Annotated in this window: 19 protein-coding genes; 15 read left to right on the forward strand and 4 right to left on the reverse strand. The window is 30.4% G+C overall.

Annotation, left to right across the window (positions count from 1 at the left end; all coding sequences use genetic code 11):
- Window positions 1–40 precede the first annotated feature (40 nt).
- From FOC48_RS00450 to FOC48_RS00460, 3 genes are all read right to left on the reverse strand, one after another.
- A complete protein-coding gene (locus FOC48_RS00450) occupies window positions 41–1381 on the reverse strand; it encodes an ISL3 family transposase (RefSeq protein ID WP_003148113.1) in 1341 nt (446 codons plus the stop codon).
- A 177-nt stretch (window positions 1382–1558) separates the two neighbouring features.
- Window positions 1559–2473 (reverse strand): SH3 domain-containing protein, encoded by a 915-nt coding sequence (locus FOC48_RS00455; RefSeq protein ID WP_003147967.1) that lies wholly within the window; start codon window positions 2471–2473, stop codon window positions 1559–1561.
- A gap of 25 nt (window positions 2474–2498) precedes the next feature.
- The gene (locus FOC48_RS00460) at window positions 2499–3263 is read right to left on the reverse strand and encodes a M15 family metallopeptidase (protein ID WP_003147966.1); all 765 of its coding nucleotides are present in this window, start codon (window positions 3261–3263) and stop codon (window positions 2499–2501) included.
- 557 nt (window positions 3264–3820) lie between these two features.
- Between FOC48_RS00460 and FOC48_RS00465 the strand changes: the two genes are divergently transcribed.
- From FOC48_RS00465 to FOC48_RS00505, 9 genes are all read left to right on the forward strand, one after another.
- Complete coding sequence (locus FOC48_RS00465; RefSeq protein WP_003147965.1) at window positions 3821–4822, forward strand: DUF2232 domain-containing protein; 1002 nt, start codon at window positions 3821–3823, stop codon at window positions 4820–4822.
- Window positions 4823–4824: 2 nt separating this feature from the next.
- On the forward strand, window positions 4825–6771 hold the full coding sequence (locus tag FOC48_RS00470; RefSeq protein ID WP_003147964.1) for a DHH family phosphoesterase: 1947 nt from the start codon (window positions 4825–4827) through the stop codon (window positions 6769–6771).
- A gap of 31 nt (window positions 6772–6802) precedes the next feature.
- Window positions 6803–7246, forward strand: a complete 444-nt coding sequence (rplI, locus tag FOC48_RS00475) for a 50S ribosomal protein L9 (RefSeq protein ID WP_003147963.1) — start codon at window positions 6803–6805, stop codon at window positions 7244–7246.
- A 22-nt stretch (window positions 7247–7268) separates the two neighbouring features.
- Entirely contained in the window at window positions 7269–8630 is a 1362-nt protein-coding gene (dnaB, locus tag FOC48_RS00480; RefSeq protein ID WP_003147962.1) for a replicative DNA helicase, read from the forward strand.
- Between the two features lie 12 nt (window positions 8631–8642).
- On the forward strand, window positions 8643–9986 hold the full coding sequence (locus tag FOC48_RS00485) for a DUF4767 domain-containing protein (RefSeq protein ID WP_003147961.1): 1344 nt from the start codon (window positions 8643–8645) through the stop codon (window positions 9984–9986).
- Window positions 9987–10074: 88 nt separating this feature from the next.
- Window positions 10075–11058 (forward strand): signal peptide peptidase SppA, encoded by a 984-nt coding sequence (gene sppA / locus FOC48_RS00490; protein WP_003147960.1) that lies wholly within the window; start codon window positions 10075–10077, stop codon window positions 11056–11058.
- A 12-nt stretch (window positions 11059–11070) separates the two neighbouring features.
- A complete protein-coding gene (locus tag FOC48_RS00495; RefSeq protein WP_003147959.1) occupies window positions 11071–11733 on the forward strand; it encodes an RDD family protein in 663 nt (220 codons plus the stop codon).
- Between the two features lie 232 nt (window positions 11734–11965).
- Complete coding sequence (locus tag FOC48_RS00500) at window positions 11966–14419, forward strand: heavy metal translocating P-type ATPase (protein ID WP_003147958.1); 2454 nt, start codon at window positions 11966–11968, stop codon at window positions 14417–14419.
- Window positions 14420–14450: 31 nt separating this feature from the next.
- On the forward strand, window positions 14451–14645 hold the full coding sequence (locus FOC48_RS00505) for a heavy-metal-associated domain-containing protein (protein ID WP_003147957.1): 195 nt from the start codon (window positions 14451–14453) through the stop codon (window positions 14643–14645).
- A gap of 66 nt (window positions 14646–14711) precedes the next feature.
- Here FOC48_RS00505 and FOC48_RS00510 read toward each other — a convergent pair whose 3' ends face one another.
- Window positions 14712–15548: a DegV family protein gene (locus FOC48_RS00510; RefSeq protein ID WP_003147956.1), complete on the reverse strand. Its 837-nt coding sequence runs from the start codon at window positions 15546–15548 to the stop codon at window positions 14712–14714.
- A 366-nt stretch (window positions 15549–15914) separates the two neighbouring features.
- On the opposite strand from FOC48_RS00510, the gene FOC48_RS00515 reads away from it, so the two are divergent.
- The 6 genes from FOC48_RS00515 to FOC48_RS00540 all read left to right on the forward strand — a co-directional run bounded on the left by FOC48_RS00515 (window position 15915) and on the right by FOC48_RS00540 (window position 22285).
- Window positions 15915–17672, forward strand: coding sequence for a 1-deoxy-D-xylulose-5-phosphate synthase (locus FOC48_RS00515; protein WP_003147955.1), 1758 nt, complete (start codon window positions 15915–15917; stop codon window positions 17670–17672).
- 202 nt (window positions 17673–17874) lie between these two features.
- A complete protein-coding gene (locus tag FOC48_RS00520) occupies window positions 17875–19785 on the forward strand; it encodes a BglG family transcription antiterminator (RefSeq protein ID WP_003147953.1) in 1911 nt (636 codons plus the stop codon).
- 15 nt (window positions 19786–19800) lie between these two features.
- Window positions 19801–20241: a transcriptional regulator GutM gene (locus FOC48_RS00525; protein ID WP_003147951.1), complete on the forward strand. Its 441-nt coding sequence runs from the start codon at window positions 19801–19803 to the stop codon at window positions 20239–20241.
- 19 nt (window positions 20242–20260) lie between these two features.
- Complete coding sequence (srlA, locus tag FOC48_RS00530) at window positions 20261–20806, forward strand: PTS glucitol/sorbitol transporter subunit IIC (RefSeq protein WP_003147950.1); 546 nt, start codon at window positions 20261–20263, stop codon at window positions 20804–20806.
- A 17-nt stretch (window positions 20807–20823) separates the two neighbouring features.
- Window positions 20824–21831: a PTS glucitol/sorbitol transporter subunit IIB gene (gene srlE / locus FOC48_RS00535; protein ID WP_003147949.1), complete on the forward strand. Its 1008-nt coding sequence runs from the start codon at window positions 20824–20826 to the stop codon at window positions 21829–21831.
- Window positions 21832–21922: 91 nt separating this feature from the next.
- A complete protein-coding gene (locus FOC48_RS00540) occupies window positions 21923–22285 on the forward strand; it encodes a PTS glucitol/sorbitol transporter subunit IIA (protein WP_003147948.1) in 363 nt (120 codons plus the stop codon).
- Window positions 22286–22288 lie beyond the last annotated feature (3 nt).

Genomic DNA, 22288 nt, shown 5'->3' on the forward strand with positions numbered 1-22288 from the left:
TTGTCAAATTCGGGGCATGGAGAAAAATAGGAAATGAAATCTAGGCAGCATTTTGCTGCTTAGATTTTTTCTTGTTTTCTTTAAGTTTGACATTATTTTTATACTCAGAAACAAATAATCTAGACATAATTAAAATGCGTAATCTGAAATTACTAAAGCTAGAATATCCATAAGATACTCTCTTTAGTAGTTTTATTTTATTATTAAATCCTTCTAATGGACCATTAGAATACTTATATTTAACAGCATTAAGCATATACTCTTTGTGCTTTTTCATAGTATTTATAGCTTTAGATACACCTTTAGATAATCCTCTAGTATCCATATCTATATACTTCTCTAATTCTACAGAATCTTTAGCCTTAATAGCTTCTCTTATCTCATGCACTCTCTCATAGCTAGGTGTAAATTCATCATCTATAGCTAATATATAATCTAATACTTCTTTTCTAGTTACATAGCGTTTAAAGCTTCTAGAATAGAATGTTTTTGTTGAATTTACTTTATCTCTATCTTCTAATATTACTTTCCAGAAGTTCTTTAAAATAGTGTAAGTAGAACTTTTTTTATTCTTATATTGGTTCATTAGTTTTATTCTAGCTTTATTTAATTCTCTATTAATATTTTGTACCATATGGAATCTATCTATAATTATTTTAGCGTTAGGAAACATCTCTCTAATCATATTCATATAAGGAGGGTAAATATCTATACAGATTGTTTTTACTTTCTTTCTTACTTTCCTTGGATATCTCATAAAGTACTGTTTTAATATATGTTGAGTTCTTCCATCTACAATATCTATAAAATCATGTGTTTTAGCATCTAAGAATACGAAGCTCATTCCATTTTTACTGTCTTTAGTTGACTTTATCTCATCAAAACATAGGTGTTCTGGTAGGTTTGAATGAGTCTTAATTTCTACGGCTTCTCTACATGATTTCATTACTCTTACTACTGTAGATACTGATACATTACTTAATTCAGCTATATCTTTAAATGATATTGTCTTAGAAAGATTCTTCATAATGTGAAATATAAGATTTTTAGATATACTGCAGTGTTTTTGTACAAATAATGTTTCAGCACAAAACTTAGAATTACATTCTTTACATTTAAAGCGTTGTTTCTTTAATCGTAGATATGTAGGGCATTCTGATATCTTTAATAAAGCTACTTTTAATGGATCTGTGAATCCATTTTTAACTATATTATTTCCTTCTTTTATACAACCACAGTTTGTACAACACTTTGGATTGTATGATAAAGTCCCATGAAATACGAATGTATCTTGACCGTCTACATTAATTAAATCAAGTTTATCATCCATAGTTATATTTTGGTCTTTTATTAATAGTAAATTTGTGATAAAATTAGACATGACAAATATCCTTTCTTAGTTAATTATTTTTCTACACTTTAATTATATTGGGTATTTGTCTTTTTGTATATAAAAATTGAAATCCGGGGCTGGAATTTTTCCATGCCCCGGATTTAGTATACAACCAAAAAAAGTTGATTCACGATTTTGTGAATCAACTTTTTTGTTTTGAATCTATTATCCGATTAGGTCGGCTCTAATCCAACCATTACTTCCTCCGTATGAAACATAAGCCCATGCTTCACCTTCTGAGTTCACTTCGATATAGTGTTGGTAAACAGAACGTCCTACTGGAATAGTAGTAATGATACTACTTGAGTCGTTAGAAGAACTTCTTAAGTTAACCCCAGCTGATGGTTTAACATAAGCTGTACGCTCATCACTACGACGACTTCTAGAACTTGAAGAGCTAGAAGCTGAAGGTCTAGAAGAACTTTCTTTAACGATGATAGTTTCTTTTTCTTTAGCTTTTTCGTTTAAACCATTAACAGTGAATGTACGTTTAAATTCTCCTGTTGTTTTAAGTTTTAATTTGTTTACTGTATTTTTATTTAATGAAATAGTTACTTCTACTTTGTCACCATTTTTTAAATTGCTTTGTTTATCAAATGAAATATCTGGGTTTGATAATAAGTTTGAGATTTCTGCATTTGAGTTATCAACTTCAGGAACTTTTTTGATATCAACTTCAGGTTTTCCTTCACCTTCAGCACCATATGTTACGAAGTTTACTTCATATGTAGCTAAGTCGATAACATTTTCTTTTTTCAAGAATTTATTATAACCGAAGTATAATCCTACAACTAGTACTATAAAAGTGATGATAGCTGTTAATACAACTGGGATAATACTTTTCTTTTTCTCTTTAGGTTCTTCCATATACATAGGAGGAACGTTATAGTTTTGTTGTTGGTTATTATAATCTTGAGGTTGTTGATACTGTGTGTTTTGGTATTGAGTGTTTTGATATTGTTGATCATAACCTTGATTATTGTATTGAGTGTTATCCATATTTGGATCGTAATTGTAGTTAGGATCAAAATTTTGATTATTGAAGTTTTGGTTGTTTGGACCTTGACTATTTCTATTCATTTAATTCTCCTTTTTTAATAATATTTTAGTTAGCGTAATCTCCACCAGGAGCGTTTAAATACTCTTCAAGTGAAATATTTTTTTCGTGGATTGTTTTAGCGATGTCTTCTCCAACGTAACGGATATGCCAACTTTCTTCCATATAACCAGTCTTATCTACGAATTCTGGTTTGTATCTAACGATATATCCATATTTATGTGCGTTATTTGCCAACCATTCAGCAGCCTTTTTACTGGCTTCGTTAGTTCCGTCTGATCCTAGTAGTTGACCTTGATTGTCGATAAGGTCGAATACTAAACCAGTTTGGTGTTCGCTGTATCCAGGACGAGCAGAGAATCTATCTGCTTCTTGTTTTCCATGAGCAGCTACATAATTATTGTAAAGCCCAGCTTGAGTATCGTAAGCTCTGAAACCTGATACTTGGTTAGAAACGTTAAGTCCTAATGCTTGAGCATCAGCAATAAGCTTATTGACTTTTTGTCGAGCTGTAGGATCTTCTCCAGGATTATAATTAGCAGGTAGTGGATGTTTTTTGTTAGCTAAAATAATACCGTTGATAACTGTAGGTTTAGTAACAGTTTCTGGAGTTTTACCCATAGTTGATGATTCATTCTCACCGTTTTTATTTTTATCGTCCTCTTTATTAGTAGAAGTTTTAGAATCCTGTTTTTGATTAGAAGAATTAGGAGTTGTTGCTTTATCATCTTTAGTTAAATAATAAAAACCACCTAAAGCGACAGTTAAAACTACTAAAGTAACTGTAACGATAGTAATAATATATTTTTTCATAAAAAAATAACCCTTTCTTTAAGTATAATAAATGCATTCAATTCATAATATTAATGCAAAAAAAATATAAATACTAATTTAAATATAGCTCTTATTAAATATGATAAGTTGAATAGGGGTTTTTGTCAATTATAAACAATGTTTAAATTGAAATTTTATAATAAATATAAGATAAATAGTATTTGGTAGATATTTGTATGAGACGATTAATTTCTATAGAGAAAACGTAAAGTAGGAGTAAAAAGAAAATAGATAGAATTATTTGGAAAGGGAATAGATTCGTGTATTTCTTATTTAAAGTATTTAGAATAGCAGTAGGTTTGTGAAGTGCTATAGGGATGAAAGATTCAATGAAAACTAATAAAGGAATTCAGTGAATAATAATATCTATAATACTTATAATTAAATATATATGAGTCTAGAACATTTTCTAGCCAATAGTTCTAATATTTTTATTTTCCTTTAAAAAAACTGGGAAATTTGATATAATAATAAAGATACCTATATAGTTAGAGTTGCTTTTAAGGGTATTATAAAAACGAAAAAGGAGTGTTAATTTGGATAATAACATTTCAGATTTATTGACAAAAGAAATTGCAAAAGCAATGTTAAATAGATTTTTCTTTAAAGAACCTAGTAATTTAAAAATATTTGCATATTCAGTTGGATATATATTATTAATATTATTAGGAACATTACTAAATATCGAAATTGTTGCAGCATTTCTTTCTGTGTTTCCTCTTACATACGTACTTGGAGCTAAAGGATTAAAATTGTATCTTCCGTTGATTGTTTCAGGGGGGATAATATTAGCACTGTTAGGATCTCCAATAATGATGTTTTGGTTTGGGATTCACATGGTTGTTGCATATATAATATATAAAACTATAGATTTACGTTTATCAAAGTTATTTTTAGTGGTAGCAATAGCGACAGTATTATTTTTAGGAATTGCTATATATGTATTTTTATCTATAAGATTAGGTAATATAACTATAGATAGTAAACAAATTTTGGAGTTTATTAATAACTATGTAAATTCAATGGTAGAGATGAATCAAAATGTAGATAAAAATTTAGTTTTGGAGAGTTTCTCAAGCATGCAAAGAACATTTCCAGTAACTTTATTCATAATGTTGTTTGTATATAGTTTATTAATGGTACAATATACACTTTCTTTATTGGCTAGAGAATATGTGATTATTCCAGCTTTTCCGAGATTTAGTCGCGTAACATTAAGCCCGAAAAGTGGCTATATTTACATCGGAGTTTCTTTAATTACATTGTTATTTGAGATGGGATTAGATGAAAATAAATATAGTTTCTGGAATATATTGTTCCAAAATATATCAGGTGTACTAGCATTAGCATTTATTCTAAATGGTTTGTTTACAGCATATTTCTTTATCGAACAAAAAACTAAGAATAAGGTCACTATAGCAAAACCAATCGCATTTGTTTTAATGTTAATCTTCAGTCCAATTTTTGAATTACTTGGATTTATAGATAGTATATTCAAATTAAGAGAAGGTTATATCATTATGAAGAAGGGGGAATAGATATGAATGGAAAAAGAAAATATGAATTGATAATTTCAACTATTTTTCTAATAGGAGCAATACTTTGCGGAATATTTGATATTTTTAGTTTAGTTATTTATTTATTAATAGGTCTTTTAATCTTCGTATTCTATATTCTTCAGAAGAAAAAAGCTGTAGAACAGATGGAAAGGTATATTAGTAAATTAACTAATAGAATAAAAGATTCATCAGAAAAAGGAATTAATAAGTTTCCTATTGGTATAATTGTAATAGATGAAAATAAGAATATTGAATGGGCTAATAACTTTATCTATAAAAATATAAAAGTTGAAGAGATAAAAGGTCTAAATATCTTAGAACTTATGCCGGAAATTTCAGAGTTATTTGAACTGGAAACTCCGGTAGATAATCAGTTTGAAATCTTTGGTAAATTTTATAAAGTTAACTATCAAAAAGATAGTGGTTATATTTACTTCTTTGATATTACAGAAAGTAAAGTTGTTATGCAGAGATTTAGAGATACAAGGCCTATTATTCTTAATCTAAGTCTTGATAATTATGAAGATGTTTATGATTCGTTAGAAGATGAAGTAGCGAGTAGATTAGATGCTACTGTAGTTGTTACTTTAACAGATTGGGCTAAGAAAAATAGTATTTATCTAAAAAGAATCGATGACGATAGATTTATTGGACTTTTAAATGTCAAAGATTTAAAGAAAATAGAAAAAGAAAAATTCCAGATTTTAGATACTATTAGAAATCTAAAAGAAGAATTCGATGCACCTATTACTTTAAGTATAGGTGTAGGTATGGGAACTGACTTCTTGCCAGAATTAGGAGAACTTGCGAAGAGTTCACTTGATTTAGCTTTAGGGCGTGGTGGAGACCAGGTTGCTATGAAAGATGTTGATGGTACGATTAGATTTTATGGCGGTAAAACAAATCCACAAGAAAAACGTACTAGAATTAAGGCACGTGTTGTATCTAATGCGTTAGCCGATATTGTAAGTGATAGTGATAAAATAATCGTAATGGGACATAAACGACCTGACTTCGATGCTGTTGGAGCTTGTGTAGGGATTTACACATTTTCTAAAATAGTAGGTAAAGAATGTTACATTATTTTAAATGATAGTGACAGAGATGAAACAATTCAAAAAGTAATGTTTGAAATTGATAATTCTGATGAACAATTGTCAAAAGTGTTTGTCGATAGTGATGAAGCTTGGGAACTTATGACTCCTCAAACAACATTAATCGTTGTAGATACTTCTGATGCATCACGTGTTATTGATGCTGCGATATTATCTAAGGCTAATAGAAAAGTTATTATTGATCACCATAGACGCGGTGAGGATATAATTACTAATCCGTTGTTAACTTACATTGAACCTTATGCATCATCTGCATCGGAATTAATCGCAGAATTAATAGAGTATCAAACTAAGATAGAAAAAATCACTCCTATTGCAGCAACGATTATGCTTGGTGGAATAGTGGTAGATACTCAAAACTTCTCAATAAGAACTGGTTCTAGAACGTTTGATGCAGCTGCTTATTTACGAAGTAATGGAGCTGATCCAACGAGAGTAAAAACAATTCTAAAAGAACCGTTTGAGAACTTTATGAATAGGGTAGAAATTATTAATAATTCTATCCAAAAAACACCGGAGATAATAATGGCAAAAGCCCCTGAAGATAAATATTATACTAATGTAATGCTTGCTCAAAGTGCAGACTTACTGCTAACTCTTAAAGGAATTGAATGTAGTTTTGCTATAGGATATTTAGAAGAAGGTAAAGTTGGAATTTCAGCAAGATCATTAGGTAATATAAATGTTCAATTAATTATGGAGGAGCTTGGTGGTGGAGGTCATCTTGCCAACGCAGCAACTCAAATAGAGGGAATTAATTTAGACGAAGCTTTAGAACGACTAAATGATGCCATCGATAAAATATTATCATAAAATAAAAACATAGATAAAAGGAGAAATTGTAATGAAAGTTATATTTTTAGAAGACGTTAAAGGAAAAGGTAAAAAAGGAGATGTTAAGGAAATTGCAGATGGATATGCAAAATTCTTAATAACAAATAAAAAAGCTGTAGCAGCAACTAATGCTAATATGGCAACACTTAAAGGACAACAAAAACGTGTTGAAAAAGATAAACAAGAAGAATTAGTTCAAGCTAACTTACTTGCGAAACAATTAGAAGGTCTTGAAGTGACAATTAAAGTTAAATCTGGAGAAGGTGGAAGATTATTCGGATCAGTATCTTCTAAACAAATTGTTGAAGAACTTAAGAAACAACATGACCTTAAAGTTGATAAGAAAAAAATCGACTTACCACACGGTATCCAATCTTTAGGATATACAAATGTAAAAATCAAACTACACAACCAAGTAGAAGGAACTATTAAAGTTCACGTGGTGGAGCAATAATAAAGAATTTGAAGGTGACAATATGAAATATCACATAGATTCTGTTGTAATGGCAGAACAATCGTTATTAGGGGCTCTGATGCAAGAGCCAGAGAAATTAATAGAAGTCAAAGCAACGGTTGATCCGGAAGACTTTTATGATGAACGAAATAAAGATATTTATAGTGCTATTTTACGTTTAGATGAAATGGAGATAATACCTGACACCACTACGATTTTTGAAGAAATAAATAATAGTGGGGCATTCAGAACAGTGGATGCCTCATTATATATAGTGGACTTGTATGATATTACTCCAAGTTCTCGTAATATTATGCACTATGCGAACTTAGTAAAAAGATATTCGATATATAGAGAAATTCGAGCGGCACTTTTAAATAGTACTGAAGAGATGAATCAAGGTAATGCTGACATAGACTCTTTAACTGCTACATTATTCGATCAAGTTGAACGTGCGATGGAACGAGCGAAAACATCTCAGTTTAAAAATATGAAAGATGTTACTGATGAAGTTTTTAAAGAAATCTTAGCTCGTATGGCTGGAGAAGGTCAGAATGTTGCTGTACCTACAGGATATGGAGCATTAGACAAACTTGTAGGCTTTGGTAAAGGGGATTTAATTATCCTTGCAGCTCGTCCTGCGATGGGGAAAACAGCATTTGCGCTTAATATCGCACTTAATATCGCTGGGAAAAATCCTCGTTCAGAAGAAGAGAAGAGAACAGTTGCACTATTCTCATTAGAGATGGGAGCAGACCAACTTGTCTCTAGGATGATTTGTAGTGAAGGAATGATAGATTCTGAAAAAATTAAAAAAGGTGATTTAGATAATGATGATCTAATGAAACTTGAAACAGCGGTTCATTTCTTAAATCAAAAAAATGTCTTTATTGAAGATAGTGCTTTTATCAAAGTAAATGAAGTAAGAGCAAAATGTAAGTTATTAAAAGCAGAACATGGTCTAGATCTTGTTGTTATCGATTATCTTCAACTTCTTCAAGGAAGTAAGAGAACTGATAATAGGCAACAAGAGGTATCTGAGATTTCTCGTAGTTTAAAACAGATGGCAAGGGAACTAGAATGTCCAGTTATTGCTTTATCTCAGCTATCTCGTAGTGTTGAGTCTAGACAAGATAAACGTCCTATGATGAGTGACCTTAGGGAATCTGGAAGTATTGAGCAAGATGCTGATATAGTTTCATTCTTATATCGTGGGGATTATTATAGAAGTGAAGATGCCGATGAAAATGAACCCCAAGAAACAAGTGATGTTTCAACTATTGAAGTAATTATTGCTAAAAATAGGCATGGACAAACAGGTACTGCAGAACTTGCATTTATGAAACGATATAATAAATTCGTATCGAAAACTTATGCTGAATAGGGAGGGAAAGTAATGACGAATAGAGATACTAATTCTCAAAACAATGAATTTAATAATGATTTAAATGGTTATTATGATCAAAATGGAAACTTTATTCCTTATGGATATTATGACGAGAATGGGAACTATATATCAAACGGTTATTATAATCAAGATGGAAACTTTATTCCGAATGGCTACTATGATCCAAATGGAAACTACATTTCAAATGGTTATTACGATCAAAATGGTAATTTTATTCAAAATGATGGAAATAATCAAAATAATAATGAATTTGCACCTGCGGGTTATTATGATCAAAATGGATTCTTTATGACAAATGGTTATTACGACCAAGATGGTAATTATATTGAGAATGATCAAACTAATTTTGAACAAGGAGTAAATGGTCAATATGATCAGTTTGCTAATAATAATTTCCAAGGAAATGATAATTATTCTAATGTAAATCAAGAAAATACTGATGAACAAAACAAGGAAACTAAAAAAGAGAAACCTAAGAAGAAGTCATCGAAACTTGGATTTATAGTTGCATTTCTTTTAATATGTGTTATTGCTGCGGGAGTTTATTATTTTAAATTCTACAAGAAAGATGATAAGGTAGTTCACCTAGATCAATATAAGGTTGAATTAGCTGCATACGGTACTAATAGACAAGGTAAGGTAAATGTTGATATAGTAGAAATTCCAGAAGTAAAAGATGCAGATGATAACATCAAGAAATTCTTGAAAAAACCTGAGATTAAATATACTCCTACAGAAAACCTAGAAAATGGAAGTAAAGTAGATGTAGAGATTACTCTTAATAAAGATGAAGCTCAGAAAAAAGGTCTGAAAGTTAGCGGAACATTTAAACGTACTCTAACTGTTACTGGATTATCTGAAGAAAAAACAGAGAAAAAAGAAGAAGTTAAAACTACAAGTACAGCTTATTGGAATAAAAACAAAGGTGATAAACTTTATCGATTTGTGAAAAGTTGGGAAAAATCTTTAAACCAAAGTTATAAAGAGTATACACCGAGTAACCAAGTGAACTTCCATGGATTAAAACTTCCTACTGAAACAGAAATGGCAGGAGACGCACGTTTAGTTCTTGAAGGAGATAAACTAATAAATATGAAGTGGTCACCAGAAGGAAATTATAAAGATGTGTATAATATAGTTGCTGTATTTTCAGATATTGATAAACCTGTGAATTCAGTTGCTCACTTATATTATTTCACTATTTTAAATGGTGAACCTATCGTGTTAATAACTGAACAAAATCAAGGAAATTCTAAGAAGTATGTTTACTTTAGAAGAACTGCTAATGTAGACCTGCAAAAAGGTTTTGAAAATATAGTTAAGAGTTCATAATAATAGGCTAGGGGCAGATAGCGAAAGTGTTGTTTGTCTTTGGCCTTTTACAAAAAAAATATTATAATAAAGTTTTGGAGGACAAAATATGAATTTTAAAAATAAAAGGTTGATATCAACTGTTATTGTCGTAGTATTGGTGGTATTTTCGCTGATTAAAGGAACTATATCATCAAGCAATAATAATAATAATAAAAAAGATGAGTCAGAATTAAATGGCTATTTAACAGAGTTTTTACAGGAACAAAGTATTACTAAATTAACCCTTAAAAAAGGAGATAGTAGCCAAGTAATTCAAAAGATTTCTATTGAAGGTGAAATTAATTCTGAAATGACGAATACTTATTCACGAGGATCTGTATTGAATCAAATTAAAGAGGCAAAAGGTAATCCGAATGTAAAAGCGATATTACTATCAGTAAATTCTCCTGGTGGAGGAGTTTATGAAACTGCTGAATTATATAACGCATTAAAAAATAGTGGTAAAGATGTTTATGTTTCAATGAAGAAAACAGCTGCTTCGGGTGGATATTATGTATCTACGCCAGCTAAGAAAATCTTTGTGAATACTGAAACAACTACTGGATCTTTAGGGGTAATTATGAGTTATGTATCTGCACAAAAATTCTTAAATGATCACGGAATTAAACAAGAAACAGTTCGTTCAGGTGATCAAAAAGCAGTAGGTGGTCTAACTGAAGACTTACCAGAATCAACTAGAAAAATCTTACAAGAACAAAATAAAGAAGCATATGAAAGATTTGTAAAAGCTATAGCTGAAGGTAGACACTTAAGTGAAGATGAAGTTAAGAAACTTGCTGATGGAAGAACTTATACTGGAACTCAAGCAGTAGCGAACAAACTAGCTGATAAAATTGGTACGGAAGATGAGCTTATTGATTTAATAAAAGAAGAAAAAGGATTATCTAATCCAACTGTAATTGAATTAAGAGCTGATAAAACTGCAGAAAGTTTAATTTCTAGATTTGTTAAAGCTACAACAAAAAGTTTTATCTCTGAATTAAATAGTGAAGTGAATTCAAATAAAGTAGAACGTAGTTACTTAGGATAAGGAGGTTTTTACATGAATAATGAATTAAATAATAATAAACCTTCAAATGATCCTCTTCTAAATGAAACTTCAGAAGCGGTAACGACTGATACGATAAAAAATGAACAATCTACTATTGAGAACGAAGATACTAAAGTAACGGAAGAAAAAGTTGATAAAAAAGAAAAAGACCTTTCGTTGCCAACAACAATGGAAGATTATATAAAACTTTCGAAAAATTTCTATGCAGGTTTTTGGGTTAGATTTGTTGCATATTTAATCGATATGATTGTTATTTACGCTATAGCTAGTTTATTAAATACCTTTAGTTTTGGACTTTTGAATAAGCGATTAGATTTTCCGATTTTAGGAGAAGAATCTCTTAGTTATGTTATCGTTATGTTTACTTATTTTATAGCGATGACTTACTTCTTTTCTCAAACTTTAGGTAAGATGATTATGAAGGTAAAAGTAGAAACTAATAAAGGTGATAAGCTGAGTCTTGCTGATGTGGTTTATCGCGAATTGATTGGTAGATTACTAACAATATTTTTGGCGTATATCCCGTATATAGCAGTTGCTTTTACTAATAAGAGAAAAGGACTTCATGATTTTATCGCTGATACTGTAGTAGTCAAAGAAGATTTCTCTAAACTTCGTCGACAGATGAACGAAAAATTAGAAAGTAAAAAATAAATAAGTTTTAAAGCTGTAGATTTTAATTAATCTATAGCTTTAAATTTCAAATTAAATCCTAGAAAATCAGCTGAGAAACCCTTTATAAGAGCGTTTTTCTATATCATAATGATAGCTGTTATTGATTATTTAAAATATTGTTGACTATAATTTTAGATGGTAGTATACTTAATTTATAACTAAGATTACAATTGTAGACAAAAAATATTTAAAAGATAGGTGTGATTAATATATGGTAAAAAATGAAACATATTTAATTGAAGGGATGAGCTGTGCTTCTTGTGCAGCACATATTGAAGAGAGTTTAAAACAAGTTGATAATTTATCAGATGTCAATGTAAACTTTGCAACAAGTAAGCTTACTCTTTCTAGAGGAGAAGGAATAGATAGAACTAAAGTAGAAAAGATTGTAGAAAAATTGGGGTATAAGCTTACTTATGTTTCTAGTATTGAAGAGAGAACTTTCATATTAGAAGGAATGAGTTGTGCAACGTGCGCGAAAAATATAGAAGATACGATTTCATCTTTAGATGGAACAGAAAAAGCCATTGTAAATTTCGCTACAGAGAAGATGGTAGTAAAATTCGATAAAGAAAAATTAAGTGTAGCTGAGATTGAGAGAAAAGTAGAAGAAGCGGGCTATAAAGCAAGATTAGAAATAGATGATTTGGTTGATGATCAAGCTGAGAAAAAACAACAAGAAATTGATGGTATTTGGGAAAGATTTATTTATTCAGCTATATTTACAGTGCCTGTGTTGTATATAGCGATGGCTGAGATGGTGGGATTACCTATGTTGGAAAGTTTAAGCCCGATGGGAAATACAAAATTATTTTCAACTGTACAGTTTATTCTGGTGTTACCTGTTTTATATTTTGGTAGAAAATTCTTTAGTGTAGGAATTAGAGCTATTTTTAGAAGAAAACCTAATATGGATTCTTTAGTAGCGTTAGGAGCAGGGGCGGCATTCTTATATAGTGTTTATTCAACCGTATTGGTATATTTAGGTGATGAACATGCAGCTATGAATTTGTACTATGAATCTGCAGCGGTAATCTTAACATTGATTACACTAGGTAAATACTTTGAAGGAGTATCGAAAAGTCGTACTACAAATGCTATTAGTAAGTTGGTCGGATTGGTACCAAAAACTGCTAATTTAATTATAGATGGTGAAGAACATGTTGTAGCAGTAGATGAAATATCTACAGGTAATATACTACTTGTTCGTCCTGGTGAAAAAGTACCTCTTGATGGAGTAGTGATTGAAGGTCGTTCGACTGTAGATGAATCGATGTTAACAGGGGAAAGTATCCCAGTAGAAAAAGAAATAAATAGTAAAGTTGTCGGAGCTAGTATTAATAAAACAGGTGTTTTTAAAATGAAAGTTACTAAAGTGGGTAAAGACACTACTTTATCACAGATTATTAAACTTGTTGAAGATGCTCAAAATTCTAAAGCTCCGATTGCAAAACTTGCTGATAAAATTTCAGGAGTATTTGTTCCTATTGTTATTGTTTTAGCACTAATAGCTGGAATTTTATGGTACTTTGTTGGAGATGCATCTTGGAGTTTTTCTCTAAAAATTATTATCGCAGTACTTGTTATTGCTTGCCCATGTGCTTTAGGATTAGCGACACCAACAGCTATAATGGTAGGTACTGGTAAGGGAGCGGAACACGGTATTTTAATAAAAAGTTCGGAAGCTTTGCAATTAGCTAAAGAAGTCGATACTGTTGTTTTTGACAAAACTGGAACACTAACAGAAGGTAAAATTTCAGTAACTAATATAGTGACATTTAACAATTTATCTGAAGAGAATCTCTTGCAGCTTGCAGCGAGTGTAGAATATCTTTCAGAACATCCATTAGGCTTAGCGATAGTAGATGAAGCTAAAAATAGAAACTTAGAGCTATTAGAAGTTAAAGATTTTAATTCATTAACAGGATTAGGTATTTCATCAACGGTTGATGGTAAGTCAATGCTTATCGGAAATGAAAAATTAATGTTAGAAAACAATATTGACACTAAAGATTCAGTTGAAAAAGCAGAGAAATATGCTTCTGAAGGAAAAACACCATTGTTCATAGCGGTAGATTCAGAACTTGCTGGAATTATAGCTGTTGCTGATCAAATAAAAGAGAGTAGTTTGAAAACTGTAGAAAAACTACATAGCTTAGGTTTAGAAGTAGTTATGTTGACTGGTGACAATAGAAAAACTGCTCAAGTAATTGCAGAACAATTATCGATAGATAAAGTTGTGAGTGAGGTTCTACCAGAAGATAAAGCAAATGAAATAAAAAAACTTCAAGCACAAGGTAAAAAAGTAGCAATGGTTGGTGATGGTATTAATGACGCACCCGCACTAGTACAAGCAGAAGTCGGAATAGCAGTAGGAACAGGAACAGATGTAGCAATTGATGCTGCGGATATAGTGTTGATGAAACCTGACTTAAATTCTGTTGTTAATGCTATTGTATTAAGTAAAAAAACTATAAAAAATATTAAAGAAAATCTATTCTGGGCTTTCTTCTACAATGTTATAGGTATTCCTTTCGCGATGGGGGTATTCTACATATTCGGAGGGCCGTTGTTAAATCCGATGTTAGCGGGAGCTGCTATGAGTTTTAGTTCTATCTCTGTAGTTCTAAATGCTCTAAGATTAAAAAGAGTAAAATTAAATTAATAAAATAAAAAAAAAGAAAGAAGGATTAATCATGAAAAATGAATATAGTATTGAAGGTGTAAAATGTGGTGGTTGTGCATCTACAGTTAAAGAAAAATTATCTAAATTAGATAATGTTGATAGTGTTGAGGTTAATATCCAAAACAAAAATATTGTGGTTGAAGGATCTGCTTCAAAAGAAGAACTTCAAGCTGCATTAGCAGATACAAATTTTAAAATAGTATAATTAGAAAACACCTTAGAATTAGTAATAATCCTAATTCTAAGGTGTTTTTGTGTTCAATATGAATTTTTATTTATCGTATCCTAAATATCCGATTGCGATTGCTTTCGGTCCAGCATGAGAACCGATTACTGGAGATACGATTTCTGTTTCTACTTCGATGTCTCCAAAAGTTTTTTTAATAGAAGACATTGCTTTTTCTAATAACTCGTCAGTTGTATAAAGAACAAATAAGTTCTTTGGATTTTTTTCTTTTATTTCTTCACACATTTTAGAAAGTACTTTATTTATTCCTCTGTGTTTACCACTAACAGAAAGTAGACCATCTTTAATAGTAATAATAGGAAGAATGTTTAGTAGGTTTGATAAAACGAATTGAGCTTTCGTAAGTCTACCACCTGCGTATAAATACTCCATAGTTTCTACTGTTACAAGAACATTATGTTGAGAAGCTAGTTCTGCGTATCTTTTTTCTATATTTTCAAATGTTAAACTTCCATCTTCGAATTCTTTGATAATTTTTTCGATTGCTATTCCTACCATTCTTGCTATTTGAAGAGTATCTATTATTTTGATTTCAATACCGTCAATTAGTTCTTTAGCTTGTACAAAAGAAGAATATGTTCCTGATAATTTAGAAGAAACGCTAAAAGCAACGATACGCTCAACACCTTGTTGTTTAAGTTCTTCATAGACACTTAGTATTTTACCTACAGCAGGTTGGCTTGTGCTAGGTTTTTGTCCACTATGTATTCTTTTGTAAAATTCATCAGGAGTAATAGTTACGTTATCCTCAAAAATCTCATCATCAAGACGAACTTCTACTGGAATAACTGTAATTGGATTGTTGTTTGCAAAATTTTTATTAATTTGTAATGCTGAATCGCACACAAAAGCTGTTTTCATAAATTTAACCTCATGTTTTATTTTTATATTCAAAATTATAGTAGCTTTGCTACGTTTTTATATAATACACTAAAAATAAAATTTTTTCAAATAAAAAGTGAAATAAAAAATTCACTTTTGTTAAGAAGGTGTAGTGAAAAAGTTAAATAAAATAAGATGTTAGGGTTTTAATGGTGTTGAAATTAATTTAGAAAGTTACATGCTTTATCTCTAATTATATTTATATTTGTTGATAGAGATTAATTAATGATTACAGAAAGGTGATAAAAAGTATTAATAAACCTATAATAAAAACGAATACTTAGGTTAGATTAATTTATGTTATAATAAGATTAATACAAATAGATAGAAGTAGGAGGGATAAATATGATTTTAGAAAATATTTCAGGACCCCAAGATCTTAAAAAATTAACAATTGAGGAATTGCATAAGCTTGCTGATGAAACAAGAACGGTATTATTAGAAAAAATTAGTTCTCACGGAGGACATAGTGGACCAAATTTGGGAATGGTAGAAATGACAGTTGCCTTGCACCATGTATTTGATTCACCAGTTGATAAGATAATTTTTGACGTATCGCATCAAACTTATATTCACAAAATGCTAACGGGACGTCAAAAAGCATTTATGGATCCTAAACATTATGATGATGTTTCTGGATACACAAATCCAAAAGAAAGTGAGCATGATCTTTTTACTATGGGACATACATCAACTTCACTATCGTTAGCAAGTGGGGTTTTACATGCAAGAGATTTGAAGAATGAAAAAAGCAATGTTGTAGCAATTATCGGAGATGGTGCTTTATCTGGTGGTATGGCTTATGAAGGATTAAATACAATAGCTACACTTGGCACTAATGCAATAATTATAATAAATGATAATGATCAGTCGATTGCTAAAAATCCTAAAGGTGGTATATATACTGCATTAGAAAATTTACGTAAGACTAAAGGTCAGGCGACGAATAATATTTTCAAAGCCTTAGGATATGACTATCATTATTTAGAAGATGGAAACAATTTAGAAGAGCTTATTTCATTGTTTAAAGAAGTAAAAGATATAGATCACCCAGTAGTATTACATATTTATACAGAAAAAGGGAAAGGGTTTAAACCAGCAGAAGAAAATCATGAAAAATTCCATGCTGGAGGACCATTTAGCTTAGAGACAGGGGAGTATATTAAAAAAGGTGCTGTTACTTCAACATACAATGGAATTACTTCTGAGTATTTAACTAAGAAGTTAAAAGAAGATCCACTAGCGGTCGTTATTAATGCAGGAACACCGGGAATAGTTTTTAATAGAAAGCTAAGAGAGCAAATAGGAAGCCAATTTATAGATGTCGGTATTGCAGAAGAACAAGCGGTAACGATGACAACGGGACTAGCAAAAAATGGCGCAAAACCAGTGTGGGCAGTATTATCAACGTTCTTACAAAGAACATATGACCAACTTTCTCATGATATGGCATTAAACAATCAAGCAGGGGTGGTATTAGTATACAGTGCTTCGATAAATTCAATGAATGATGAAAGTCACTTAGGATTTTTTGATATTCCATTTCTATCACATATACCAAACTTTGTATACTTAGCTCCTACTAATAAAGAAGAGCATTTAGCGATGCTAGAGTGGGCAATTAACCAAAATGAGCATCCAGTTGCTATACGTGTTCCTGTGGGAAGTGTAATAGAAACTGGGGAAGAAGATGAAACTGATTACTCTATTTTAAATAAAAATAAAGTAGAAAAATTTGGAGAACAGGTTGCAATATTTGGAGTAGGTAATTTTTATAACTTAGCCGAAAAAGTTTCTGAACAATTAAAATTGGAACATAACATAGAAGCAACATTAGTAAATCCACGATTTTTAACAGGTTTGGATAAAGAATTGCTAAACTCTCTAGAAGATAATCATAAATTGGTTGTAACTGTTGAAGACGGTATAGTAGAAGGTGGATATGGTCAAACTGTAGCGAGCTATTTAGGGAATACAGAATTGAAAGTTCAAAACTACGGAATAAATAAAAAATTCTATGATAGATATAACGTAGAAGAATTAATGGAAGAAAATGGCTTAACTGTAGATAATATGGTTAAAAATATTATAGAAAACCTGTAATGGAAGGAAGCATCCCTAATTTTTAGGGATGTTTTTTTGATAATCAAACGTGATAGTGTGGAAATTAGGATAATATAATTAAAATAAAAACAGTGTAAATTCTATTTTTCTAGCGGATTAAAGCGTTTTTCTTTTTAGAAGAAAATAACTGTATTAATTATTTGAAACATTAACATTATAATAAATATAGGTGGTGAAGCAAATGGAGATTTTTAATTATGATAATAGAAGTTTGAGGTTACTAAATATATTAGAATCTAGTTTTTTAGTTCAAGATCAGTACTTATTAGATGTATTAAAGGTAAGTTCAAAAACTATTAGTAATGAAATAAAATCTTTAAATGAATTATTTGAAGACTGTGCATATATAGAAAATAAGAATTCAAACTATAGTCTCTTTATTACAAAGTTAGAAGAATATTTAAAGAGAAAAAGATCTATATACGAAGCTAGTATTAATTTTGATTCTAGTAAGGTAAGGTTAGTATATATATTTAAGACATTAGTTTCTTCGGGTGAGAGTACCCTTATAGATGATTTATCTTTTGAAATGATAGTTAGCAGAACAACTTTAAATTCTGATATAAAGAAATTAAATGAAATTATAAGTAGTTATAATCTTGTTATAAAAGGAAAACCTAATACAGGTATTAGGGTAGTTGGACTAGAAAAAGATATTAGAATTTTTATTTTAGAAAATATATTTAATTATATGTATAAAGAAGATATTTTTGATAAAGATGATAATATGTTCTTTGATGAAACATTTGAAAAGTACAAAATTGATAAACAGGCAAAAGCTGAATTTTTCAGATACTTAACAGTATCTTTAGATCGATTTGCTAATGGTTATTATTTGAATTTTGAAGAGAATCAATATGAAGAATTATTAAATAATTATGCACAACCTTTTATTAAAGAGATAAGTGATTATATAGAGAATAAATATAAGATAAACTTATCTACTGATGAAATCAAATTTTTAGCGATTTGCTTTGCTACGATGAGAGTTCCTACAAAAATAAATAAAATAAGAGAAAACCTAAAATATACTGAAGAATATACGAACCTTGTTCAGGAAATTTTAGAAACAGTTGTTTACGAGTATGGACTTGAATTTGATACTTCGGATATTATTGAAGAATTTATCTATCACATATACTTCTTAATGGAACGATTAAAATATGGGGTTAGATATAACAACAATATGAAAGAAAAAATTAAAGAACAATATCCAGTATCGTATAAAATTGCTAAAACCGCCAGTAAAGTAATTAACGATAAGTATAATTATATAGTTTCAGAAGATGAAATTAGTTATCTAGCGATATATTTTGAAACGTTATTGAAAAAAATAAAAGTTCAACCTGAAAATTTAAAAATATTGTTAGTAACTAACTCAGGACCAGCATATAGAAAACTTATGGTAAATGAAATAGAAAATATAATAGTAAATTCACAAGTATCAGCATACACCACTTTTGAAAAAGTTGATTACAGTAAATTTAATATTATAATTTCTACAGAGGACATACAGTTTGATACAGAAACACCGGTTATTTATCAAAACGAAATTTTAGATAAGATGTACTTGAAAAAAGAAATTAATTTTCTACAATATGTTAATAAAATGAATAATCCTAGTATTCGAGGAATGGAATCAGTGTTGCTAAGTTCGATGAGAGAAGAGACATTTTTCAAATGTGATAGCAAAAAAACATATGCTGATAATATTGATTTTATGATAGAAGAGTTAATAAAACAGTATTTGGTAGATGATAAGTTTTTAGAAAGAATCAGAGAAAGAGAAAAAAAATCGTCTATGATTTTTGAAAAAAATGTTGCATTCCCACATACGATAAATAAACTAGGAGATGATTTAATAATTGCTCTAGGGGTAAGTGAAAAAGGATTTAAGGATAATGAAGACTTAAAACTAATATTTATGGCGTGTGTACCTGAAGGAGAAAAAAATGGGTTGATTTTAGCTAAAACCTACGATGAATTAATTTCAATTATTAAAGATGAAAAATTAATTACAGATATATCAAAAATAGATAATTATGACTTATTAGTAAATTACTTTATAAAAAATACTAATTTATATAGATAGCAATTAGGAGGACATATGAATTTAATAGTTTTAGGAATACTCTTTATTTTAGCGTTTATTTTACAGTATGCTCTAACTTATGTTCAGTTAAATAGTTTTAAACGAAGCTATAGTAAACTTAGACGAATAGGTAGAGTAGTAATAGGAAGAAAAAAAGGTGCTGCACGAGCAGGAGCAATCGTTATGCTAGCTATTGATGAAAATGATAAAGTTATTACTGGAGAAGCTATGCAAGGAGTAACGGTACTTGCTAGATTTAAAAAATTTGAATATTTCAATGGTCTGAAAGTAGGGACTATAAATAGAGAAGATTGTAAAGCGGTAAAATTATCAGCATCTTTAACTAGTGCAGTACTTGATGGAGTTGTTAATTATAAAACAATTTCTGCAGGTGGACAAGTTGAAATGGAAGCAAGTCCATTTGGGAAATTAGCAAAAAAATTAAAATTAAATTAAATATTATAAGGAGGACAATATGGATTATATTGTTAAAATAGCTTCAGGCTTTACAGGTTTATTTGACGAAGGTGCTAAAACTTTCGTAAGTTGGGTAGGAGGAATCGTACCAAAAGTATTATTACTTCTTGTTTTTATGAATGCCTTAGTTGCTTTTATAGGGCCGCATAGAGTAGAAAAATTCGCTAAAGTTTGCTCTAAAAACGTAATTTTAGCTTATGGAATTTTACCATTCGTTTCTGCTTTCATGTTAGCAAACCCAATGGCATTATCAATGGGTAAATTCTTACCAGAACGTATGAAACCAAGTTATTATGCATCAGCATCATATCACTGTCATACAAACAGTGGGGTATTCCCACACATTAACGTTGGTGAGATCTTTATCTACTTAGGAATTGCAAATGGTATTACTCAATTAGGTTTAGATGTTACACCATTAGCAATTAGATATCTTCTTGTAGGGTTAGTAATGAACTTCTTTGCAGGATGGGTTACAGATTTCACAACAAAAATCGTTATGAAACAACAAAAAATTGAATTAAGTAATGAATTAAAAGCGTAAAATTAGGAGAAATAATTATGACATACGGAACAATTAAAATAGAAAAAGGTAGCGGTGGTTTCGGTGGACCTTTAGTAGTTACTCCAAAACCAGGAAAAGATAAAATTTTATATATTACAGGTGGTGGAGCTGAACCTGAAATCGTAGAAAAAATCGTAAAATTAACAGGTGCTACTGCGGTTAACGGATTTAAAACATCAGTACCAGACGAAGAAATTTTCTTAGCGATCATTGACTGTGGTGGTACATTACGTTGCGGTATTTATCCACAAAAAAGAATTCCAACAGTTAACATTATGCCTGTAGGACCAAGTGGACCACTTGCTAAATTTATTAAAGAAGACATCTATGTTTCAGCTGTAGGATTAGACCAAATCTCTTCTGCTGAAGGTAGTGAAGAAGTAGTAGTTGAGGAAAAAACTCAGGAAGAACCAAAACGTGAATTTAAATATAGTGCAGATAAAAAAGTTTCACAAAGTTTAGCAGAAAATGCTAAATCATCTGTTATTCAAAAAATCGGTATGGGTGCTGGTAAAGTAGTTCATACATTATACCAAGCTGCAAGAGATGCAGTTCAATCAATGATTACAACAATTTTACCATTTATGGCATTCGTTGCGATGTTAATCGGGGTTATCCAAGGATCAGGATTTGGTAACTGGTTTGCTAAATTATTAACTCCTCTAGCAGGGAATATCTTTGGATTAGTAGCTTTAGGATTTGTATGTTCTATTCCATTATTATCAGCGTTACTTGGACCTGGTGCAGTAATTGCTCAAATTATCGGTACTTTAATTGGGGTTGAAATCGGAAAAGGAACTATTCCTCCACAACTAGCATTACCTGCATTATTCGCAATCAATACACAATGTGCTTGTGACTTTATCCCAGTTGGTTTAGGTCTTGCAGAAGCTGAACCAGAAACAGTAGAAGTAGGTGTAGTATCAGTACTTTACTCACGATTTATTATTGGGGTACCAAGGGTTATCGTAGCTTGGTTAGCAAGTTTTGGAATGTACTCTTAAGATTTTATAGGAAGCGGTCTTCGCTTCCTACATTAACGACATAGTCGGCCGTAAATGAATGAATAAAAATATAAGCAGAGGAAGAATGAGTATGATAATTTATGAAAATACAATAAAAAGTAAAGGAAGTCTTGTAGGTGAATTTGGAGATGGTATGTTTATCCTTTTTGGAGATAATGCACCGGATATGTTAAAAGATTATTGTTATGGAATTGATGTGGTACCAACTAATGCAACTATAGAAGTTGGTCATAAATTAAAAGTAGATGGAGAAGAGTTTGAAATTCTTGGTGTAGGTGATGTAGCTGAGAAAAACCTAGTAGACTTAGGACATCTAACAGTTCATTTTTCAGGAGATTTAGATAGTTTATTACCTGGTGCAATTGTGGTAGAGAATAAAAGTTGTCCTAAGATTGATATAAATACAAAAATTACTATAGAAAAATTAAACTAAAGG

This window comes from Gemella haemolysans (assembly GCF_012273215.1).
GTDB lineage: Bacteria > Bacillota > Bacilli > Staphylococcales > Gemellaceae > Gemella > Gemella haemolysans_A.

What these genes read in the sequence shown, in the direction of transcription:
- dnaB (WP_003147962.1), top strand. Translation starts at nt 7,269, where the DNA reads ATGAAATATCACATAGATTCTGTTGTAATGGCAGAACAATCGTTATTA.
- FOC48_RS00460 (WP_003147966.1), bottom strand. Translation starts at nt 3,263, where the DNA reads ATGAAAAAATATATTATTACTATCGTTACAGTTACTTTAGTAGTTTTA.
- sppA (WP_003147960.1), top strand. Translation starts at nt 10,075, where the DNA reads ATGAATTTTAAAAATAAAAGGTTGATATCAACTGTTATTGTCGTAGTA.
- FOC48_RS00510 (WP_003147956.1), bottom strand. Translation starts at nt 15,548, where the DNA reads ATGAAAACAGCTTTTGTGTGCGATTCAGCATTACAAATTAATAAAAAT.
- FOC48_RS00495 (WP_003147959.1), top strand. Translation starts at nt 11,071, where the DNA reads ATGAATAATGAATTAAATAATAATAAACCTTCAAATGATCCTCTTCTA.
- srlA (WP_003147950.1), top strand. Translation starts at nt 20,261, where the DNA reads ATGGATTATATTGTTAAAATAGCTTCAGGCTTTACAGGTTTATTTGAC.
- FOC48_RS00455 (WP_003147967.1), bottom strand. Translation starts at nt 2,473, where the DNA reads ATGAATAGAAATAGTCAAGGTCCAAACAACCAAAACTTCAATAATCAA.
- rplI (WP_003147963.1), top strand. Translation starts at nt 6,803, where the DNA reads ATGAAAGTTATATTTTTAGAAGACGTTAAAGGAAAAGGTAAAAAAGGA.
- FOC48_RS00450 (WP_003148113.1), bottom strand. Translation starts at nt 1,381, where the DNA reads ATGTCTAATTTTATCACAAATTTACTATTAATAAAAGACCAAAATATA.
- srlE (WP_003147949.1), top strand. Translation starts at nt 20,824, where the DNA reads ATGACATACGGAACAATTAAAATAGAAAAAGGTAGCGGTGGTTTCGGT.
- FOC48_RS00505 (WP_003147957.1), top strand. Translation starts at nt 14,451, where the DNA reads ATGAAAAATGAATATAGTATTGAAGGTGTAAAATGTGGTGGTTGTGCA.
- FOC48_RS00540 (WP_003147948.1), top strand. Translation starts at nt 21,923, where the DNA reads ATGATAATTTATGAAAATACAATAAAAAGTAAAGGAAGTCTTGTAGGT.
- FOC48_RS00500 (WP_003147958.1), top strand. Translation starts at nt 11,966, where the DNA reads ATGGTAAAAAATGAAACATATTTAATTGAAGGGATGAGCTGTGCTTCT.
- FOC48_RS00520 (WP_003147953.1), top strand. Translation starts at nt 17,875, where the DNA reads ATGGAGATTTTTAATTATGATAATAGAAGTTTGAGGTTACTAAATATA.
- FOC48_RS00470 (WP_003147964.1), top strand. Translation starts at nt 4,825, where the DNA reads ATGAATGGAAAAAGAAAATATGAATTGATAATTTCAACTATTTTTCTA.
- FOC48_RS00515 (WP_003147955.1), top strand. Translation starts at nt 15,915, where the DNA reads ATGATTTTAGAAAATATTTCAGGACCCCAAGATCTTAAAAAATTAACA.
- FOC48_RS00485 (WP_003147961.1), top strand. Translation starts at nt 8,643, where the DNA reads ATGACGAATAGAGATACTAATTCTCAAAACAATGAATTTAATAATGAT.
- FOC48_RS00525 (WP_003147951.1), top strand. Translation starts at nt 19,801, where the DNA reads ATGAATTTAATAGTTTTAGGAATACTCTTTATTTTAGCGTTTATTTTA.